General features: G+C 57.0%; 17 protein-coding genes. 7 read left to right on the top strand and 10 right to left on the bottom strand.

Annotation, left to right across the window (positions count from 1 at the left end; all coding sequences use genetic code 11):
• Positions 1–26: 26 nt before the first annotated feature.
• Both ACZ5FM_RS18115 and ACZ5FM_RS18110 read left to right on the top strand, forming a co-directional pair.
• Positions 27–971: a GntR family transcriptional regulator gene (locus ACZ5FM_RS18115; protein WP_259147286.1), complete on the top strand. Its 945-nt coding sequence runs from the start codon at positions 27–29 to the stop codon at positions 969–971.
• A 6-nt stretch (positions 972–977) separates the two neighbouring features.
• Positions 978–1,856 carry a sucrase ferredoxin gene (locus tag ACZ5FM_RS18110; RefSeq protein WP_464040826.1) on the top strand — a complete coding sequence of 293 codons (879 nt, stop codon included), beginning with the start codon at positions 978–980 and terminating at the stop codon, positions 1,854–1,856.
• A 32-nt stretch (positions 1,857–1,888) separates the two neighbouring features.
• On the opposite strand, the gene ACZ5FM_RS18105 is transcribed toward ACZ5FM_RS18110, so the two are convergent.
• From ACZ5FM_RS18105 to ACZ5FM_RS18065, 9 genes are read right to left on the bottom strand one after another with little or no spacing between them, the layout of a single operon-like run.
• Entirely contained in the window at positions 1,889–2,722 is an 834-nt protein-coding gene (locus ACZ5FM_RS18105; RefSeq protein ID WP_312948853.1) for an alpha/beta hydrolase family protein, read from the bottom strand.
• Between the two features lie 13 nt (positions 2,723–2,735).
• A complete protein-coding gene (locus ACZ5FM_RS18100) occupies positions 2,736–3,629 on the bottom strand; it encodes an N-formylglutamate amidohydrolase (RefSeq protein WP_464040825.1) in 894 nt (297 codons plus the stop codon).
• Positions 3,626–4,324 carry an RraA family protein gene (locus ACZ5FM_RS18095; RefSeq protein ID WP_464040824.1) on the bottom strand — a complete coding sequence of 233 codons (699 nt, stop codon included), beginning with the start codon at positions 4,322–4,324 and terminating at the stop codon, positions 3,626–3,628. Before ACZ5FM_RS18095 ends, ACZ5FM_RS18100 begins: the two co-directional genes overlap by 4 nt.
• A complete protein-coding gene (locus tag ACZ5FM_RS18090; RefSeq protein ID WP_275642106.1) occupies positions 4,317–5,174 on the bottom strand; it encodes a creatininase family protein in 858 nt (285 codons plus the stop codon). Before ACZ5FM_RS18090 ends, ACZ5FM_RS18095 begins: the two co-directional genes overlap by 8 nt.
• Complete coding sequence (locus ACZ5FM_RS18085; protein ID WP_464040823.1) at positions 5,167–6,723, bottom strand: serine hydrolase domain-containing protein; 1,557 nt, start codon at positions 6,721–6,723, stop codon at positions 5,167–5,169. Before ACZ5FM_RS18085 ends, ACZ5FM_RS18090 begins: the two co-directional genes overlap by 8 nt.
• Positions 6,720–8,384: an ABC transporter ATP-binding protein gene (locus tag ACZ5FM_RS18080; protein WP_464040822.1), complete on the bottom strand. Its 1,665-nt coding sequence runs from the start codon at positions 8,382–8,384 to the stop codon at positions 6,720–6,722. Before ACZ5FM_RS18080 ends, ACZ5FM_RS18085 begins: the two co-directional genes overlap by 4 nt.
• A gap of 3 nt (positions 8,385–8,387) precedes the next feature.
• Positions 8,388–9,203, bottom strand: coding sequence for an ABC transporter permease (locus ACZ5FM_RS18075; RefSeq protein ID WP_060725923.1), 816 nt, complete (start codon positions 9,201–9,203; stop codon positions 8,388–8,390).
• A complete protein-coding gene (locus ACZ5FM_RS18070; protein WP_192488967.1) occupies positions 9,200–10,144 on the bottom strand; it encodes an ABC transporter permease in 945 nt (314 codons plus the stop codon). Before ACZ5FM_RS18070 ends, ACZ5FM_RS18075 begins: the two co-directional genes overlap by 4 nt.
• Positions 10,145–10,166: 22 nt before the next feature.
• Positions 10,167–11,714 carry an ABC transporter substrate-binding protein gene (locus tag ACZ5FM_RS18065; RefSeq protein ID WP_464040821.1) on the bottom strand — a complete coding sequence of 516 codons (1,548 nt, stop codon included), beginning with the start codon at positions 11,712–11,714 and terminating at the stop codon, positions 10,167–10,169.
• Between the two features lie 139 nt (positions 11,715–11,853).
• Between ACZ5FM_RS18065 and ACZ5FM_RS18060 the strand changes: the two genes are divergently transcribed.
• From ACZ5FM_RS18060 to ACZ5FM_RS18040, 5 genes are all read left to right on the top strand, one after another.
• Positions 11,854–12,315: an Lrp/AsnC family transcriptional regulator gene (locus tag ACZ5FM_RS18060; protein ID WP_250985054.1), complete on the top strand. Its 462-nt coding sequence runs from the start codon at positions 11,854–11,856 to the stop codon at positions 12,313–12,315.
• 125 nt (positions 12,316–12,440) lie between these two features.
• Entirely contained in the window at positions 12,441–13,949 is a 1,509-nt protein-coding gene (locus tag ACZ5FM_RS18055; protein ID WP_464041048.1) for an NAD-dependent succinate-semialdehyde dehydrogenase, read from the top strand.
• Positions 13,946–15,319, top strand: a complete 1,374-nt coding sequence (locus ACZ5FM_RS18050) for an aminotransferase (protein WP_464040819.1) — start codon at positions 13,946–13,948, stop codon at positions 15,317–15,319. Before ACZ5FM_RS18055 ends, ACZ5FM_RS18050 begins: the two co-directional genes overlap by 4 nt.
• A 41-nt stretch (positions 15,320–15,360) precedes the next feature.
• Positions 15,361–16,113 carry an aldolase/citrate lyase family protein gene (locus ACZ5FM_RS18045; protein WP_192488971.1) on the top strand — a complete coding sequence of 251 codons (753 nt, stop codon included), beginning with the start codon at positions 15,361–15,363 and terminating at the stop codon, positions 16,111–16,113.
• Positions 16,114–16,129: 16 nt separating this feature from the next.
• The gene (locus ACZ5FM_RS18040; protein ID WP_259147266.1) at positions 16,130–16,960 is read left to right on the top strand and encodes a carbon-nitrogen hydrolase family protein; all 831 of its coding nucleotides are present in this window, start codon (positions 16,130–16,132) and stop codon (positions 16,958–16,960) included.
• 79 nt (positions 16,961–17,039) lie between these two features.
• On the opposite strand, the gene ACZ5FM_RS18035 is transcribed toward ACZ5FM_RS18040, so the two are convergent.
• Positions 17,040–17,963, bottom strand: a complete 924-nt coding sequence (locus ACZ5FM_RS18035) for a LysR family transcriptional regulator (RefSeq protein ID WP_464040818.1) — start codon at positions 17,961–17,963, stop codon at positions 17,040–17,042.
• Positions 17,964–18,012: the final 49 nt, after the last annotated feature.

The following is an 18,012-nucleotide window of genomic DNA, read 5'->3' as shown; positions in this document are numbered from 1 at the left end:
TTTTGACTTTAAGGGATTCGTCGTTCGTGAGTGCAGTTGGGTATACGCCGGAACAGTTCACCCTTGAGACAGGTGAGTTAAGCTCCCTGCAAATCGAGGTGGCCCGCAAACTGATGCCTATTATCCGTGGTGGACGCTGGGCGGCAGGTGAAAAGATTTCCGATGCGGTGCTTGCGCGTGAGTTTGGCATTTCCCGCACCCCGGTCCGGCAAGTCCTGCAGTTTCTGACTGAAAAGGGCATGTTGGCACAGATCGACAACAGAGGTTTTGCACTGGTGCGTGCGCCAGCCGAAAACGACAGGCTGGACGAATTGGTGCCGCCATCAGGGGTGGATACACTTTACCGGCAAATCATGCATGCGAGAGCAAACGGCTTGATCGGCAGCGAAGCCTCCGAGACGGAACTGCTGGAACATTTCGGCACGTCGCGTGGTGTCGTGCGTCGCACGCTGATGCGCCTGTCTGCCGAAGGACTCGCCGAGCGACGAGACGGGCACGGCTGGCGTTTTGCCGAGTGCCTCGACAACCGGCAGGCGGTCAATGAAAGCTATGCCTTCCGCGCTATCATCGAGTGCGGCGCCGTCATGGAGGATACATTCCGGGTCGACATGGACATGCTGTTGGCACTTCAAAGTGAACAGACCGCACTGCTCAATGCCCCCTTGGCATCCATCGAAGGATCCGCGTGGTTTGAGGCAAATGCCCGTTTCCACGAAACTGTGGTTTCCTGGGCAAACAACCGCTTTCTTGAGCAGGCAATCCGCCGCCAGAACAGCCTGCGGCGCATGACCGAATATGCCGAGTTTGCCGAGTTGAGCGAGGCTGGCGTGCGCAAGGCAGCGCGTGATCACCTGGCAATCCTCGAAGCCATCAAAAGCGATGACCGAAAGCTGGCCTCAGCCATCCTTTTCCGGCACCTCAGCCGTTCGTCCGCAAGTGGCGAGGCCCACCCCGCCCGGCTGGGCGATTGATCGCAGATGGCATCACGCATCTTTTGCCGTGACCTGTGTGCTGAGCGCGGCGAACCGGCATCGGGGCTTGGCCCATCATCAAAAAGCTATGTGCTGCTTCACTGGCCGCGCGGTGATTGGCGTGTGCCACGCATCAAGTCGCACGGCATGTCCGAGGGGCTTGGGCAAGCGATTTTGGCCGCAAACGCCGCAGGCATTCATGTCGCGCTGGTGGATGGCGACGACATCGGCTTCACGCATCAAGATACTGTCAGGGACCATGTAACGCCTGAGGAAGCCGAACAGCTGTTGATGCATATTGCCGGTGGAGGCCTGCTTGAGGGCATACACGACCCACGCTTGACCATCGTATGCTGCACCGATGGAAAGCAGGACCCTTGCTGCGCCCGTTACGGCTTTGCGACATGGAAGGCTCTGCGGCAGGAAGCCGATCCAAATCGTTTTCGTATTCTGCAATCCACCCATCTCGGTGGATGCCGATTTGCCGCCTCGCTTGTCGTTTTACCACAAAGGGCCCGCTACAGCCGACTGGAACCGTTGCAGGTTGGAGATTTTCTCGACTGCCTGGAACAGGGCATTCCCTACCTGCCCGCCTATCGCGGCAACCCCTCCTACGATGCGCCTGCACAGACGGCAGAAATCGCGCTGCTGGAATGGGCAGGACAGCGCGGCATAACGGGGGCGGTGACACTTCACAAGACTGAGAGCGACATCTCCAACCCCGACCAAGTTCATTTCCACGCGACGATTGGCACGCAACACGCCACTGTAACCGTTGAGAGACCCGAGTTTGCGGTCAACACACGCTGCGCCACGATTGGTGAACCTGCGGGCACAAAAAATGTGGCGCGATGGGTCGCCACATCTGTTCTCGCCGAAAACTGAACACCGCAGTTTTCGGCCAAACCGATATTTCCTCAGCCTTCGAGAACTGCCGAGAAGAATGCCTTGACGGGCGGCTGAATGCCGGTGCCATCATGGCTGATGCCAGCAACCGTATCGAAACGCGGTTCGACACCAACCGCCTTCAGACCCTTTTCCAAGGTGCGCAAGCGCTCAACGCGGGTTTCACCGCTATCATTGATGCCCTCCATCCAGAAGGGTGATTTTGGCCCGACGGTGACATCCCAGATTTCGATATCCGCGTCACCGATCACCAGCTGCACGGCCACCTGACGCATTGCATCGATATCAATGGGCTGGCCAAATATCTCTTCCATGCCGTTTAAACCGACCCACCACTTGGCACGATCATCGGGAAGCGTGACGGTACCGGGTGCACCCACCGAAACGGCCCGAAGCCTGCGCGGGTGAAGGTAGAGAAAACGATGGGCAAATTGCGCGCCGCCGGAAAATCCGTGCATCAGCACCTTGTCTTTTTCGACACGGTAACGTGTCGCCAGTTCATCGATCATATCCAGCAGAACAAGATCATAACGAATGCCGTGATAGATCATGTGTTTGTAATTATGCAGATCATCAGGATCATCGATGCCAGCCGGGAAAAGCGGTGCCAGCAGAACGCATTGATGTTGTTCGGCAAAATCGATGAATTCGTCCCGCAGGATATCAGCATCCCGCAGGCTGCCATGAACGAGAACGGCAAGCGGATGCACGGTTTCACCGGTTGGGTCATAACCTTCTGGAATATAGCAGCACCACGAAAAGCGCTGATCCATACGTGACGCGAAGATCGGTGTGCGGCCACGGCGATAGAAATTAAGTGGCGCAGCTTGGTGCGGGACAGACATGAGACAAATTCCCTTACAGTTTTTTCGGTGGTTGCTGGCTGGCGTAATCGGCCAGCACGCGGTTCATACGGGCAAGAATGTCCTTTAATGCCTCGTAACCGTCGTTACGCTCGCGCGTTGTCTCATCCATGTAGAGCTTGCGGTTGATCTCGAACTGCACACTGTGACGTTCAAGTGCGGGGTTTGAATAGGCCGCGACCAGTTCCGCGCCACGAAAAGGTTTATTGAGCGCAACGACCAACCCCTCCGCTTCAAGAGTTTCGGTGATCAGCGCAATAAATTCACTGGAGGCTGACCCGCCATGCAGATCGCCAAGGCAAATATCTGCCCGCACCGTACCCGCAGGATCAGACGAAATCGCATGACCAACGGCGGTCATGGAATGGCAGTTGATGTGATAAACGCGGCCAAACCAGCTGTAGACCGCATTCAGCAGGCAAGCCAGATGCTCATGATAGGGCTGCCAGTAGGTGGCGATCCGTGCCTCAGCTTCCGCCACACTCATGGGTGCCGCATACATTGGCTCATCGCCCCAGGCGTAACGCCACATCAAGCCCATGCCGCGTTTTGCGGTTGCGCTTTCACGCACGGGATGAGGCCAATCGCCGTCCACTAACTGGGTGTCCATGTCGAGCAAGGACCGGTTCACATCGAGAAAACTGCGGGGAAAATGCGCACTCAGCAACGGTGCACCGACATCACATGCCGACAAAAACAGATCATCGACATGGGTGTCTGCGGCCACTCTCACACGCTCTGCGGAAACAGCAGGGTTGAACCCCTTGGGCATGTCTAGACCGCTATGGGGGCTGTCAAACACCATAGGGACCAAAGGCGTGCGGGGCGCAATCACCGAAAGCACGCCATCCAGCGTCACATCTTTCAACTGGCCATAGAGCGGGGTCATTTCTGTGTTCCTTCCGTTGCGCCCGGGTTGAGGCGCGCATTCACCTTGTCTACCGCGCGGGTGATGTCACCGAGCTTTTCGCCATCAAGCAGCCGCTGCATGGTACGGGCGACACGTGTTTCACGGGCAATGCAGATCTCGGCTATGTCTGCTGCCTCATCTGCTGGCAGCACCACCACTCCGGAGGCATCCGCCAAAACGATATCGCCCGGCAAAACCGGCACACCACCACAGGCGATCGGACGATTGAATGTGCCACCGAGATCGAGCTGACGTGTTGTCACAGACGAAACACCGCGGCACCAGACAGGTAGTCCTTCGGCGATGATTTCCGCCACATCGGTGCACGGGCCGTCAATGATCACACCGGCGACGCCCGCCATACGCGCAGCCCGTGCCACCGCACCGCCCAGGCAGGCATGGCGACTGTCGCCCAGCCTATCAATTACCAGCATGTCGCCGGGGCGCACCTGACTCAGCGCATAATGCAAAAGGGTCGAGCACATGGCCGGAATGGCGAGCGTGACGGCGACACCGGCACGGGCCTGTTGTTGCGGCAGGATCGCCTGAATGGAACCGCTCATGAAACCGGTATGACGCAGATGCCCGACACTGGCCGTTTCAATTTGCTGCAACGCGTCGACAATCTCCTGCGCAGGCGTAAGCGGCATTGCACCGATGCGTAATTCAGTCATGGCGTTCTCCTTGCGACAGGCCTGCGGCAGATGCCTCAAACGGCTGTACAGCATTTCGTGGATCGAAACCGGCCAGATGACGCATCAGCCGTGCGGTATGGCCGACAATATGGTCACAGATCACCTGGCCTTTTTCAGCACGTGCCAATGAGGCCCGACCACCGAGCATGCCGGCCGGATCAACCTCAGTGCAATCCAGCGGTATCTGGACCGGAATTCCTTCAAAACGAGTGGCCGAGACACCGCCGACAGGCAAACCAAACACACTGCCGCGCGGGGCAGGATCGCGCATCGCTTCGGTTCGAACCAGTTCGGGAAAAAGATGCATATAAACCGAGGTCATCGGCTCACCGCCGTGGCCACGCACACGCGCAACATCATCGCCGTAAAGTGTCTTCCACAGGCTATCTGGCAGGCTCTGCCAGATGTTCAGTGCCGGTATCAGCACGCCTTTTTCACGGCGCAACTTGCGGCAAACTTGATCGATCAGCGGCGCATTGGTTGTATGGCCGTTGAAAATCAGCAGCTGTTCATGGCCGTGATCAAGGAAGGAGGTCAGGATATCCTCGAGCACTGCAGTGAACGTCGCGGCGCGCAACTGAATTCCACCGGCAATGGCGCGGAAAAATTCAGCATGGCCAAATGGTAGTACAGGTGCTGTCAGTCCGTCGCCCGCCCGGGCGCTCATTTCCGCCAGCCTTTCAGTCAGCATGAAATCACCCATCGGCGCATGCGGGCCCTGCTCTTCTTGCGACGCAAGCGGAATGAGAATGACTGCGGGACGCTTCATACGCTGCGCAAATGTCTCATGTGTCATGCGGGAAATCGCAACCTGTTGATCGTCAACCATGCTGTTTCTCCCTTGCATGCTGCTCCAGCAATCGCCCCTTGATGTCAGGCAATTCAAGCTCGGATGAGTTGACATTTACCCGCCGCGAAAGCGTCATCAAGTCGTCTGCAAAGCGTAAGCGGACAGTATCGCGGAACGCCGTTTCAACGAATATCCAGTCCATTTCCAGCACCGCGCCGGCACCATCATTTTCAAGAAGACGGGCGGACGCCAAGACCCTCAACCCGCCAGCAGGCTGGTAGGAATGGTGCAGCCTTGCGCCGGGTATTGTGGTGACGGTTTCAACGTAAAAACCGCATCCTGCCCGCACGAGATGTTCACCTTCGGCGTCGCGAAGAATGACACTCAGTTCGTTATTGTCGGGCGCAAGAGCGATGCTTTTGATACCTTGATCGTTGGGCTCGACCATCCATATGCCGCATGGCACTTTGTCTGACGAAAACCGGTTTTCATCAAAATTTTCAAGCCGCAATCCAGCCAAACGCGCTTCCAGTTTCTCGGCACTCTCAGGGGTGCCGCCGCCTTTCCCGAGTGCTGGACGCAGCACGTCATAGATAAGCTGATGGACACGGCGATCACTGTCTTCCAGCCCGCCGGTAAACGCCACGACGGTATTTTCATCCGGCAACACGATACAATATTGGCCAAACAGGCCATTGGCGGAAAAGCTGTTATAGGGCCCACGCCACCATTGATAGCCGTAGCCTTCACGCCGGCTAACCTTTTGACCCTCACCAACTTCGTCTGGGCCGAGATAATGGTCACCGGTAAACACACCGAGCACCACGTCGCGGATCTGCATGCCAGTTGCCGCCTGAACCCATGGGCGTGGCAGAAGCTGTCGGCCCTGCCATTCGCCACCCTGCAAATGCAATATGCCGAGTTTCAGCATGTCCTCACTGGTGCAATTGAGACCATTACCGCCGGTGTTGACGCCGTCAGTGCCCGTATCCCATGTCATGTTGGCGGACATGCCCATCGGCAGGAATATCCGCTCGGAAAGGTAATCCGCGATCATGCGTCCTGTGACCTGTTGCACGATGGCGGACAGCATGTAGCTTGCGGCACTGTCGTAGACGAACACGTCTCCAGGATTGTGGGGGCTCGGCTGGCGCAGGAAATCGTCCACCCAGCTTGAAAGCACTCGCCGCCAAGAGCCACCGGAAATGCCACGTCCGTGACCGCTGGTCATCGTCAGCAGATGCCGCACCTTCATGGCCCGGAGGTTATCGTCGACCGGTCCAGCATAGTCAGGGAAAAATTGCAGAACCGCATCATCGACCGACAGCAGACCATCCGAGACCGCCAGACCAACAGCCATGGAAGTAAAACTTTTGGTCACGGAATGCATCATATGCGGGCGGGCAAGTGAATAAGGTGCCCAGTAAGCGCTGGTGATCAGTGCACCATCCTGCCAGACGAGAAGGCTATGCAATTCGAGATCGTGACGTTTGATCTCATCCAGCATGGTAAGGATTATCGCCGCATCCGTGCCACGCGAAGCAGGTGTTGCCCGTGGCAGATCCGCGGTTATTGCTGTCATTTTCATTGCAATGCGTCCGCCTGCTGTTTTTCCGTTTCTGCGAAACGCCAATTCAGCGAAACGCCGGTTTTGGTGCGGGTTAGGGTTGGAATGGCGGACAGCAAGGCCCGCGTATATTCCGACTGCGGAGCATCGAAAATGTCGTCGCGGTTGCCTTGCTCGACTATGGCGCCATCACGCATCACCACTACCCGGTCTGCGAGCTGTTCGACCACACCGAGGTCATGGCTGATAAACAGGCACGAAAAACCATATCGTTTTTGCAGATCAGCCAGCAGTTCCAGCACTCTGGCACGCACAGTAACGTCAAGCGCCGACACCGCCTCATCAGCGATCACGAACTGCGGTCGCCCGACAATGGCACGCGCAATTGCCACGCGCTGACGCTGGCCACCGGAAAGCTCGTGCGGGAACCGGTCAAGATAACGCCCGTCCAGCCCCACCTCTTCCAGAATGGCGCGGGTTCGTTGCTGCTTTTCTTCCCCCATCGACGTAGTGTCGTGACGCAAGGCTTCCGACACGATATCGCGTATTTTCATGCGCGGATCGAGTGAGCCGAACGGGTCCTGAAAGATCATCTGGCAATTGAGACGGTAGTTACGCCATGCCGGTGAATCCGGCTTTACCTCTTCACCGTCAAAGAAAATACGGCCGGCGGATGCAGGAACCAGCCCGGCAATACAACGACCAAGCGTGGTCTTGCCGGAACCGGAGGCGCCGACCAGCGCCACGATTTCACCCGGCCGCACGACAAGGTCGACGCCATGCAAAGCTTTCTTGGTCGTCTGCGGTGCCAAAAACCCTGCCCGGGCGCTGTATGTCACCTCGATGCCCCGCACTTCCATGACCGGTTTCGATTGCGGATCGATGTCTCTCAGCGGTCCACGCATCGGCATGCATTGCAGCAACTCGCGTGTGTAATCGTGGCGCGGGTTAGAGATGATGTCGGTTACCGGACCCTGCTCGACAATCTCGCCTTGTCGCATCACGATCACACGGTCGCAATAACGCGCCACCATGGGCAAGTCATGGCTGATCATCAACAGTGCCGTGTTTTCACTGCGCACCATCTCCAACATCAGTTCCAGCACTTCGCGCTGCACCAGCGCATCAAGCGCCGTAGTCGGCTCGTCGGCTATCAGCAGGGATGGTCGCAGCAGCATGGCAGATGCCAGCATCATGCGTTGGCGCATGCCGCCGGAAAAATGGTGCGGAAAGGCCAACAAGGCACCTTCTGGGTCATGAATGCCAACCCGCCGCAAAATCTCGAGAATTTTGGCGCGCCGCGCCGCAGCATCCAGCCGCGCGTGCAGTTTCAGTGGCTCTTCCAGTTGCTTGCCGATGGTCATCGACGGATTGAGCGAAGTCATCGGCTCCTGAAACACCATGCCCAGCCGGGAGCCGCGCAAAGCGCGGATGTCCTTACCTTTCATTGATGGTACCGAGCGACCTTCGAAACGGATATCCCCGCCGGAAATGGCGATAGCTGGTGGCTGGAGACCCATGAGGCTGCGTGCCACCATGGTTTTTCCCGAACCGCTTTCGCCGACAATACCGACGATTTCACCCGCACCAACGCTGAACGAAACATCGCGGACGATGCGGTGATCGTTGATTCCATTCACGGAAAGGCTAAGGTTTTCGACCTGAATAAGAGGCTGTTTCATTGCTTACAATCCTCGCATGCGGGGGTCGAAACGGTCGCGGATCGCATCACCGAACAGATTTATGCCAAGCAGCGACAGCGAAATGCAGAGACCAGGGAAGATGCCGAGCCATACGGCTTCTGCGATATGGGGACGGCCACTGGCCAGCATATTGCCCCAGGTCGGCGCTGGCGGCGGTACACCAAGACCAAGGAAGCTGAGTGCACTCTCAGTCAGCAGGACCGATCCGAACATGGAGGTTGCCAGCACGATCACCGGACCAAGGCAGTTCGGCACGATGTGGCGGAACATGGTATAGGCGGCCGAATTGCCCATGATGCGGGACGCTTCGATAAATTCCCGCTCACGCAGGGACAGCACCGAACCGCGCACAACGCGAACCATGGACGGCGTATAGGCAATGCCGAGCGCCAGGATGATGCCGTACATATTGGCGCCGGTAATTGATAGCAGCGCCAGCGCCAGCAACATGCTGGGAAACGCCAGCAGCGCATCGTTGAATGCCATGATGACGCGATCTGTCCAGCCACGGGCATACCCCGCCAGAACACCAAACGACACGCCGGCCAGAACTGCAATGCACACCGTCACAAGGCTGATTGACACACTGGTACCTGCCGCCGTCATCAGTCGGGACAGGACGTCACGACCGAATTCATCGGTGCCAAGCCAGTGGGTAGCATCCGGCGCCTGCAACTTGGAGCGCAGATCGATGCGCATCGGATCGAAAGGTGTCCAGATGCGTCCGGCAAGCGCCGCCCCGAAAAAACAGGCGAGAAGAGCGCCGCCAAGGATACGGTTTCGTTGATGGCGTTTCATTCTGCAGTCACTCTCGGATCGAACAGGGGATAGAGCAGGTCAACCAGCAAATTGACGAGCAGGTAGGTGACAGCCACAAACAGCAGGCATCCCTGCACCACAGCGTAATCACGGGCGTAAATGGAATCGACGATCAGTCGGCCGAGGCCCGGAATGGTGAACACGGTTTCCACCACCGCAACACCGCCAAGAAGGTTGCCGAGAATAAGACCGATCAGCGTCCAGGTCGGGCCAAAAGCATTGCGTGCCGCGTGGCGCAGAAGCACAGCCGCCTCACCCAAACCCTTGGCGCGGGCATGGGTAATGTAATCCAGCCGCAAGACATCAAGCGTCGAGGCACGGGCCATACGAACGATAATGCCTACTTCATGGAGCACCAGCGTTGCCACTGGCATGATCAGGTAGATCAATCCGGCAATCGGGTCGTCAGTAACCGAGACATAACCCAGCACCGGTAACCAGCCGAGTTTGAGGCCGAAGCCGAGCAGGATCATCAATCCCAACCAGAAGGTCGGGACTGAAAGCAGCAAAGTGGACATGGCAACAATAGCAAGATCAAGTCCGCCATTCTGTTTCCATGCCGCTGCCATGCCGAGTGGCACGGCAATGAGTACGGAAAGACCAACTGCAATCAGCACCATCCACGCACTGGTCGAAAAACGCTGCAACACAAGATCAAGCACCGGTTGGCCATTCAGCACAGAGTGGCCGAGGTCACCTTGCACGACATTGCCGAGCCAGATGACAAATTGCAGCGGCACGGGTTTATCCAGTCCCATCGTCTTGCGGGCGGCGGCCAGCGCATCTGCATCGGCGAGATCGCCGAGCATCAGGCTGGCCGGGTCGCCGGGTATCAGGCGGATGAGGCCAAACACCGCCACCGAAACGATGAACAGGGTGGGGACAGCCGACAATAATCGGCTCAGGGCAAATTTCAGCATGGTCAGTATCCGCCAGTCATTCTCACTGGGTTTTCTCGACACCCCAGAAGCGAGCGAAGCCCTGCCAGGTGCGATATCCCTTTACCTTCGGGCCGGACACGCCGACATCGAGGCCGTTGGCCAGCATCACCAGCGGTGCCTGCTCCAGAAAACGGGCATGCAGGTCATCAAAGATTGCCTGACGTTTTGCCTGATCGGTTTCCTGCAGCGCCTGATTGACGAGTGTGCTGACATCAGCATCATCCCAAACAGCATTGGCCTTTTTGGCTTTCGAACCGACAACCGTCTGATAGGCGAGCGCCGGATCGGTGCGGTTGGAATAATTGAATGCCATGATCTGGTATTTGCCGCTGTTGAAGCGGTCGAGTTGGCTTGCCCATTCAAGAACTTCGATTTCCGCATTGATACCGGCAGACTGCAACATGGCCTGCGCGATGATTGCGGTATCGTAGTTGATGGCCGAGCGACGGTTGGTGAGAATATTGATCTTCTCGCCCTTGTAGCCTGCCTTGTCGAGCAAGGCTTTCACCGCAGTTGGGTCATAGGTGTACCCCTTATCCTGTGCCGCCGTATGATAAAGCGAGCCGGATGCAACGAGCGAATTGTTGGGAACGCCCAGCCCGTAGGTTACGGAATCAACGATCTGCGGTGTATCCAGCGCAGCAATGACAGCCTGACGCATTTCAACCTTCGACATCAATGGATCAGCCGTCTGGAACAGCATGGTCACGAGGCCACCGTGAGGAGCCGCAACAATGTTGAAGTCCTTTTCATCTTTCAACTTTGCGGCCTCGCCCGGCGGCAGGTAGGGCAGCACATCAAGAGCGCCACTTTTGAGACCGGCCACCGCCGTTGCGGTGTCTGGCACCACAACATACTTCACCTCATCCACAAGGACTTCCTTGCGTCCGCCGTAACCATCGGGCTGCTCTCCTGAAATGGAGTAGTCAGCGAACTTCTTCAGTGTCAGCCCCTGCCCGCGCTTCCATTCGCCGAATTCAAATGGGCCGGTGGCGATTGGCGCCTTCCATTTACCGTCATCTCCGAATGACGCACGGTGCACGATACCTGTAGAACCACACTGCGCCTGCGCCATATAGTTCAGGAACATCGCGTCGGGACGATCAAGCGTTACGACAACCGTGTTGTCCTTCGCCTCGATTGTTTCCACCTTGGCGTCACGGCTGCCGTCAAAGAATGTCTTGCAACTGAATTCCGGATCACGAATGAGCTTTTCAAGGCTCCACTGCACATCGGCAGCGGTCATCGTCTCACCATTGTGAAATTTCACGCCGTCACGCAGCGTAAATGTATAGGTTTTGCCATCGTCGGATACGGTCCATTCCTTGGCCAGCATCGGGTGAATTTCGCCCTTATCACCTGCCGCAACCAGTCCTTCAACCACGTTGAGCATGACGGAATCCGTACCAGCATCGCGGTTTATACCCGGTTGGGAGCTTCTAATATCAGCGGTAATCTGAACGTTCAGCGTGTTGGCTACAGCAAGTGCGGGGATAGCTAGGGCCACAGATGCAAATAGTGCACGCAAGGCCGGTTTCGACAGTGACATAAGTTCGCCCTCTTGTTTTATGTTGATGTAAAAAACATTTCATATGTAAAAATCATAGTCAAGCATGTTTCGATGTGCATTATGAAAACATGTTCGAACCACCCAAATTACGCCATTCCGCAACTGTCGCGGCGGCCCCATGGAGGAAAAACTGAAACTGGATGCAATAGACCTGCGCATTATCGAGGCCATGAAGCGCAATGGGCGCATGACCAAACAGGCGCTGGCGGAGGCCGTTGGCCTGTCGGCCACCCCTGCCTGGGCGCGATTGAAACGGCTTGAGGCACAAGGCGTGATCACCGGTTATCACGCCCGCATATCCAGGGCGGAACAACCACTGCCCGTTCGGGTACTGATGGAAGTAACACTGGCCAGCCATCGCCATGCGGATTTCAAACGCTTCGAGAGCGCCGTCAGTGACATAGCAGAAATTGTGTCCTGCTGGTCAGTCGGCGGTGGCGTCGATTATTTCCTGACCGTGGAAACCACTGATATCGACAGTTATCAACGCCTCGTCGACCGAATGCTGGCCATGGAAATCGGTATCCAGCGCTACTTTACCTATATCGTGACCCGGGCTGTGAAAGACCGGATGGACTAAATTCAGTCCAGGATCAGACCGCACGGGCTGCGCAGCAGTTCTCTTTGGCCCGATCATGTCGCCGTGTTCTGCAATACTCGCTGTATTAATAACAGCCAAGGACAGAACACATGAGCGAGGCCCGGATGAGCCGCCACGAAAGGCGGCATGCCGCACTCGACAGCCTGAATGATCCGGGCCTGCTGCGCGAGCTTTCCTACTCCGGCGGGCGCTGGATCGCTGGACCTGCCGATTTTGCAGTCAATGACCCGGCAACCGGTCTGCCGGTGGCACGGGTCACTGCCGTCGGTGTGGACGACGTTCGCGAGACCGTCGCGGCAGCCGCGGCTGCATTTCCCGTCTGGCAGGCATTGTTGCCGGAACAGCGTGGCACCCTATTGCGTCGCTGGGCGGAGCTTATTCGCGAACACCGCGAGGATCTGGCGCGGATCATGGTGCTTGAACAGGGCAAGCCGTTCAATGAAGCACTAGGAGAACAGGATTACGCCGCCTCGTTCCCGGAATGGTATGCAGAAGAGGGCAAACGCCTCAACACGGAGAGCGTAACGTCGCATCTTCCTGGCGCGGAGATGATTATCCGCAGGGAAGCGATTGGCGTTGCCGCATTGGTGACGCCGTGGAACTTTCCTTCCGCGATGCTGACACGTAAGGCAGCTGCCGCACTGGCAGCGGGCTGCACGGTCGTCGCCCATCCCTCTGGAGAAACACCGCTTTCTGCGTTGGCCTTGGTGGAACTCGCCGAGCGTGCCGGCATTCCCTCGGGTGTCTTGAATGTACTGACCGGCGATTCCAAAGAAATCGTCGGAGCACTGTGCGATGACAATCGTGTCGGCGCACTGAGTTTTACGGGATCAACCACCGTCGGAAAACTGATTGCCGCACGGTGTGTACCCTCGATGAAACGGTTGGTCATGGAACTGGGTGGCCATGCACCTCTGATTGTTTTTGAAGATGCAGACGTATCGCGTGCAGTCGACATCGCCATGGACGCAAAATTTGCGACCTCCGGCCAGGATTGCCTCGCGGCAAACCGCATCTTCGTGCATCGCTCGATCTACGAACAGTTTCTGACGCAATTTACTCAACGTATTGCAGCCCTTCGTGTTGGCAACGGACTGGATCTGGCAACTGAGATCGGTCCGCTGATGCATCAGCGGGCAATAGACGGCGTCGAAAACCAGGTGAAGGATGCAATGGCCTATGGTGCACGCTGCCTGACCGGCGGAAAACGTCACCCGGCCGGATCACTGTTTTACACCCCTACTTTGCTTGCCGACGTGCCGGATGACGCACTTATCATGCACCAGGAGACATTCGGCCCTGTGGCCGCAGTCAACGCATTCGACAGCGAAGAAGAGGTCATCAGACGCGCCAATAATACCGATTACGGCCTTGTCGCCTATGTGCTGACGGAAAACGGCGCGCGCCAGTGGCGCATGGGACGCGCACTGCAATTTGGCATGGTTGCCATCAACCGCATCAAAATCACCGGCGGCCCGGTGCCATTCGGCGGCTGGAAACAGTCCGGGGTGGGGCGTGAGGGCTCACGCCACGGCATCGAGGCATTCACTGAACTCAAATATCTGTGCATCGACACCCCCGCTGACCGCGGGATGGAAAGGAACTACGCATGAACGACCATCGCAACGATCTTAACGCTTGGGACCGCAATCACTTTTTCCACCCCTCGACGGCCATGGGCGCCCATGCACGCGGTGAAAGCCCCATTCGCACCATCGCCAGCGGCGAAGGCGTCTACATTACCGACACCAATGGTCGCCGCAGCCTTGACGCCTTCGGCGGTCTCTACTGCGTGAATGTCGGTTACGGCCGCCAGAAAATCGCCGACGCCATTGCCGAACAGGCGCGGTCACTGGCTTACTATCACGCCTATGTCGGTCATGGCACCGAAGCGTCAGTAACACTGGCGAGGATGATCATTGAACGGGCACCGCGCAATATGAGCCGCGTCTATTTCGGCCTTTCCGGGTCCGATGCCAACGAGACCAACATCAAGTTGATCTGGTATTACAACAACGTACTCGGTCGTCCGGAAAAGAAGAAGATCATTTCGCGTTGGCGCGGTTACCACGGTTCTGGCATCATGACCGGCAGCCTGACTGGCCTTGAAGCGTTCCAGAAGGCTTTCGACCTGCCGCGTGTGCCGATCCTGCATACCGAAGCACCCTATTTCTTCCGCCGCGAAGACCGCAGCATGGATGAGGCCCAGTTTTCGGCACACTGCGCAAACAAGCTGGAAGAGCTTATTCTGGCCGAAGGCCCGGATACGATTGCCGCATTCGTGGGAGAGCCAATTCTCGGCACCGGCGGCATCGTGCCACCGCCACAGGGTTACTGGCAGGCCATTCAGGCCGTTTTGCGCAAATACGATATCTTGTTGGTTGCCGATGAAGTCATCACCGGCTTTGGGCGATTGGGCAGCATGTTCGGCTCAGATCATTACGGCATGGAACCGGACCTGATCACCATCGCAAAGGGACTGACCTCTGCCTATGCACCGCTTTCCGGCAGCATCGTCAGCGAAAAAATGTGGAATGTTCTGGTTCAGGGTTCTGATCAGCTCGGGCCGATCGGCCATGGCTGGACCTACTCTGCCCACCCTATCTGCGCCGCAGCCGGTGTCGCCAATCTAGAGCTGATCGACGAATTGGGTCTGCTAGAGAACGCACGCGTTACCGGCGCATGGTTCCGCGATGCACTGGCACAGGCCGTTGGCGGCCACGCCAATGTCGGTGATGTGCGTGGTGACGGCCTGATGGCCGCCGTGGAACTGGTGGAAGATCGCGATGATCGCCGTTTCTTTGATCCATCAAAGAAAGTGGGCGCCTCCATCGTGGCGGCCATGCTGGAGCGAGGCATCATTGCGCGCGCCATGCCGCAGGGCGACATCATCGGCTTTGCGCCACCGCTGTGCCTGACACGTGAAGAAGCCGAAGAGATTGTTTCGGTCACCGCCGACGCCGTCAGACAGGTGCTGGGATAAATGCGCCAGCCAATCCATTTCCAGATCAGGGATACCGTCGCATGACAAAAAATTCCGGACATAAATCAGCCGTCTGGCTCTCCGGGCCGAACATCGCAGCTGCAGAAATTGCTGCCTCCATCGGCTACACCGCCGTCGTGCTCGATATCGAGCACGGCAGTTTTGACCTCGACACACTTGAACGGTTCATTCCGGTTCTCAAGGGTTTGGGGCTGGAGGTCCTGGCCAAGGTATTGGCGCCTGAGCGTGGTCCCATCCAGCAGGCGCTGGATTTCGGCGCAGATGCCGTGGTCATTCCCCACATTCTTGATGCTGCCCATGCAGAGAAAACATGTGCCTTTGCAAAGTTCCCGCCGCATGGCGAGCGCAGCTTTGCCGGAGGTCGAACCGTGGCCTATGGCAGTCCCGATGACCAATGGTTCATCGATCAGGATCGCAAGACCAGGTGTTACCCAATGATCGAACACGCCAGCGCATTGAGAGATATCGAACACATCCTGTCACTCGACACAGTGGACGGCGTTTTTATTGGTCCGAGCGATCTCTCCCTGCGGCGCGGCCGCGGATCCTACAAACGCAGCGAGGCCGATTTTGCCGATCTGAAAGCGATTGCCGATGCAGCTAAGGCCGCTGGCAAACACTGGCTGCTACCAGCCTGGAGTGTCTCCGAAAAGCAATTCGCCCTAGAAAATAATGCCCACACACTTGTGTTGACCATGGAGCATGGTGCCATCGCACTTGGTTTTCGTGACGCCTGGAACACCACCGCGCAACTTCTCTCGCCAGCGCACTGACAAAGGAAATAGCGACATGAAAATCTCACTGATCCAGATGAATTCGCAAAACGACAAGGCGGCGAACCTGCAAACCGCGGCGAAGCTTATTGAGACCGCCATCCGCGATGAAAAACCTCAACTCGTCGTCTTGCCGGAATATTTTGCATTTTTGGATGATGACAGAAACGCCATGCACGCCAGTGCTGAAATATTTCCCGGTGGCGAGACTTGGTCCTTTCTCTCAGAAACCGCAGCGCGACATGGCGTAACCTTGCATGCGGGATCGATCGTCGAAAAGGAAGGAGAGGACTTCTACAATACGTCACTGGTGTTCGGACCGGACGGACAACAGATAGCACGATACCGCAAGATCCATCTTTTTGATGTCGAAACGCCTGAAGGCATTGTCTACCGCGAGTCTGACTCCATCCGTCGCGGTGAGGATGTCGTCACCTACAAGGTCGGAGATATCACCGTTGGCTGCGGTATTTGCTACGATATCCGTTTTCCCGAGCTGTTTCAGCGGTTGCGTGACCTTGGCTCCGAAATCATTGTCCTGCCTGCCGCATTTACACTCTCGACCGGCAAGGACCACTGGGAAATCCTGGCACGGGCGCGCGCCATTGAAACGCAGACATATTTTGTGGCTGTCGGGCAAACCGGCACTCATGCTGGCGGCAGGAAGGCATGTTACGGCCACTCGATGGTGGTCAATCCTTGGGGTCACATGATTGCGCAGAGCCCGGATTTGGTAACCGCCATTACGGCGCGGATTGACCTACCATACATCAAGTCCGTCCGGCAAAACCTGCCCGTTGCCAACCATTGCGTGATGCGTTCAAGACCGGGCGCGGCCCGAGCCTAAGGCTGTTTTCGCGACGATTAAACAAATGGCGTTCCGCTCTCGCGGGCGGAGTGTCATTTTTGATATGGGCAATAAATCACTAAGTCGACGTTAGGTCCGGCACACTTGAAACCTGCTGGATCACCTGCCGCAGGTTCTCGACAAACAGGCTGGCAAGAGCACTTGGTGTTCTTTCACTTCCAATCAGCATCAGTTGCTGCGTGTGATGCGCCAATTCATGGATCGGAATATAGACTAGCCTCCCCTGCCTTAGCTCATATTCGATATCGAATGGCGTTAGGAAAGTAATACCCTCGTCCGACAGGGCCGTGTGCCGCATGACCTCAATCGAGTTGGTTTCGACCGCAAACTGCGGCTCCAGCTTCATTTTGCTAAACAGCCTGTCGAGATGCGGCCGGATAGCCATGGTCATATCCGCAACGATCAGACGGTAACCGATGCAATCACTGATCCGAATGCTGGACCGCGACGCCAGCGGATGATCCGGCGCCATGACAGCGCCCAGACGGCCGATTGCTACATCAAGAACGCGGATGTTGGGTCTGGATGGAAAGTCGAATCCGATACCGATATGTGCCTCACCATTTTCCACGCTGTCCATGATGTCATCACCAGTCGGCAGCAGCCGAAGCTGGAGTTTGACGCGCGGATTACGCTTCTGGAAATGCGCAACAGCACGCGGCACCAGGTTGGCGGCAAGGCCGCTCATAACCGCGACCGTAATTTCACCCCGTCTTAAGCCTTTCAGCTCCTCGATCTGCGACTGGACGCGCTCCATGTCCTTCAACGTCGCACGGATATGTCTAATGAGAATTTCACCCGCCGCCGTCAGCAACAGCTTGCGGGTCGTGCGCTGAAAAATCGGCGTTCCGAGCTCCTCTTCGAACGCAAGAATCTGCCGGCTAACTGCGGACGGCGCGACATTGAGCTTTTCGGCGGCCTTACGGATCGAGCGTGAACGGGCCACTTCATCGAAATAGCTGAGCAATCTGGCGTGCAGCATAACGTCAAATCCATGTTGCCCAAAAGGCAACGCAAACAACACAATTAAG

Source organism: Agrobacterium sp. 5Ca50 (assembly GCF_055381905.1).
The sequence above is the reverse complement of the archived record's forward strand: the minus strand, read 5'-3'. Positions and strand labels throughout refer to the sequence as shown.

Coding starts and splice junctions, on each gene's coding strand:
- ACZ5FM_RS18065 (WP_464040821.1), bottom strand. CDS start 11,714: ATGTCACTGTCGAAACCGGCCTTGCGTGCACTATTTGCATCTGTGGCC.
- ACZ5FM_RS18075 (WP_060725923.1), bottom strand. CDS start 9,203: ATGAAACGCCATCAACGAAACCGTATCCTTGGCGGCGCTCTTCTCGCC.
- ACZ5FM_RS18040 (WP_259147266.1), top strand. CDS start 16,130: ATGAAAATCTCACTGATCCAGATGAATTCGCAAAACGACAAGGCGGCG.
- ACZ5FM_RS18100 (WP_464040825.1), bottom strand. CDS start 3,629: ATGACCCCGCTCTATGGCCAGTTGAAAGATGTGACGCTGGATGGCGTG.
- ACZ5FM_RS18070 (WP_192488967.1), bottom strand. CDS start 10,144: ATGCTGAAATTTGCCCTGAGCCGATTATTGTCGGCTGTCCCCACCCTG.
- ACZ5FM_RS18095 (WP_464040824.1), bottom strand. CDS start 4,324: ATGACTGAATTACGCATCGGTGCAATGCCGCTTACGCCTGCGCAGGAG.
- ACZ5FM_RS18060 (WP_250985054.1), top strand. CDS start 11,854: ATGGAGGAAAAACTGAAACTGGATGCAATAGACCTGCGCATTATCGAG.
- ACZ5FM_RS18110 (WP_464040826.1), top strand. CDS start 978: ATGGCATCACGCATCTTTTGCCGTGACCTGTGTGCTGAGCGCGGCGAA.
- ACZ5FM_RS18105 (WP_312948853.1), bottom strand. CDS start 2,722: ATGTCTGTCCCGCACCAAGCTGCGCCACTTAATTTCTATCGCCGTGGC.
- ACZ5FM_RS18045 (WP_192488971.1), top strand. CDS start 15,361: ATGACAAAAAATTCCGGACATAAATCAGCCGTCTGGCTCTCCGGGCCG.
- ACZ5FM_RS18050 (WP_464040819.1), top strand. CDS start 13,946: ATGAACGACCATCGCAACGATCTTAACGCTTGGGACCGCAATCACTTT.
- ACZ5FM_RS18085 (WP_464040823.1), bottom strand. CDS start 6,723: ATGAAAATGACAGCAATAACCGCGGATCTGCCACGGGCAACACCTGCT.
- ACZ5FM_RS18055 (WP_464041048.1), top strand. CDS start 12,441: ATGAGCCGCCACGAAAGGCGGCATGCCGCACTCGACAGCCTGAATGAT.
- ACZ5FM_RS18080 (WP_464040822.1), bottom strand. CDS start 8,384: ATGAAACAGCCTCTTATTCAGGTCGAAAACCTTAGCCTTTCCGTGAAT.
- ACZ5FM_RS18090 (WP_275642106.1), bottom strand. CDS start 5,174: ATGGTTGACGATCAACAGGTTGCGATTTCCCGCATGACACATGAGACA.
- ACZ5FM_RS18035 (WP_464040818.1), bottom strand. CDS start 17,963: ATGCTGCACGCCAGATTGCTCAGCTATTTCGATGAAGTGGCCCGTTCA.